2 protein-coding genes are annotated in these 1,427 nt (G+C 64.9%); one reads left to right on the top strand and one right to left on the bottom strand.

The features are described 5' to 3' along the window. Nucleotides 1-1,213 (bottom strand): RNA-guided endonuclease InsQ/TnpB family protein (locus JK361_RS40505; RefSeq protein WP_201828221.1); only part of this gene is annotated, 1,213 nt, incomplete at its 3' end. 26 nt (nucleotides 1,214-1,239) lie between these two features. On the opposite strand from JK361_RS40505, the gene JK361_RS40500 reads away from it, so the two are divergent. Beyond that, nucleotides 1,240-1,427: transposase (locus tag JK361_RS40500; protein ID WP_201828219.1), on the top strand; the 188-nt coding region annotated here is incomplete at its 3' end.

The following is a 1,427-nucleotide window of genomic DNA, read 5'->3' as shown; positions in this document are numbered from 1 at the left end:
GCCCGGGGATTCCTACCACGGTCGGCTGACCGTCTCGGTGGGTTCCTGCTTCACCGCGCTGGGCCGGTACGAGTACCGGTCTTACCTGCGCTCCACAGGCTGACACCGCCAGTCCGGCGGCCTTGGCGACGTTGACCGCCGCGTTGATGTCCCGGTCGAGGACGGCCCCGCAAGCCCCGCATTCCCACACGCGAATGTGCAGGGGTTTGGGGCCGTCCTTGACGCCACACTGCGAGCAGACCTGGGAGGTCGGCTCGAACCGTCCGATGCGAAGGAAGCTGCGGCCGAACTTCGCGGCCTTGTACTCCAGCATCGTCACGAACGCGGACCATCCCGCGTCGTGGACGGACTTGGCCAGGCGCGTACGAGCGAGCCCCTTCACCGCCAGGTCCTCAACGGCAATCGCTTGGTTGTCGCGAATGATCCTCGTTGAGAGCTGGTGGTGGAACTCACGCCGTGCGTCGGCCACCTGCGCGTGAGCGCGGGCGACCTTGATGCGGGCCTTGTCCCTGTTCTTTGATCCCTTGGCCTTGCGGGACAGGCGGCGCTGTTCCCTCTTGAATTTCTTCTCGGCCCGGCGCAGGAAGCGCGGGGCGTCGATCTTCGTGCCGTCGGAGAGGACCGCGAAGTGCCTGAGGCCCAGGTCGACGCCGACGGCGGCTGCCACGTCGGGCAGCGTCTCGGGGTCGGTCTCCACGACGAAGGACGCGAAGTATCTCCCGGCAGCGTCTTTGATCACGGTTACCGTGGACGGCACGGAGGGGAGGTTGCGGGACCACTTGACCCGCACGTCGCCGATCTTCGGCAGGGACAGGTCCCCGCCGGCCGTGATCTTCCATCGGGCGTTCGCGGTGAACCGTACGGCCTGCCGGTTGTCCTTGCGGGATTTGAACCGGGGCGCTCCCATGCGCGGGCGCTTGCCCTTGAGGCCGTCGAAGAAGTTCCGGTATGCGGTGTCCAGGTCCCGCAGGGACTGCTGGAGGACGACGGCGGACACCTCGCTGAGCCATGCGCGCTCTTCGGTCAGCTTGGCCTTGGTGATCAGAAGTTTGGACAGGTCCCCGGTCTTCGGGAACGCCTCGCCTGCGGCGCGAGCGGCCTCACGGGCGCGAAGCGCATCGTTGTAGACCACCCGCGCACACCCGAACGCCCTGGCCAACGCCGAGCGCTGAGGACCATTCGGATACAAGCGAAAGCTGTACCTCAACTGCATACCGTTCACCCTAATGCAGTTGGTTTATGGCTGAATATCAGAACATCCGCACTGGCCGACACCGTACGTTCGTTCTTCACGCACACTTGGTTTTCGTGACGAAGTACCGGCACAAGGTCTTCAAGGACGCCCACCTGACGCGCATGGAAGAGATCATGCGGGCCGTCTGCGCCGACTTCGAATGCGAGTTGGTCGAGTTCAACGGCGAGAACAA

Origin of the sequence: Streptomyces musisoli (assembly GCF_016741855.1) — a bacterium.
GTDB classification, from domain to species: domain Bacteria; phylum Actinomycetota; class Actinomycetes; order Streptomycetales; family Streptomycetaceae; genus Streptomyces; species Streptomyces musisoli.
The sequence above is the reverse complement of the archived record's forward strand: the minus strand, read 5'-3'. Positions and strand labels throughout refer to the sequence as shown.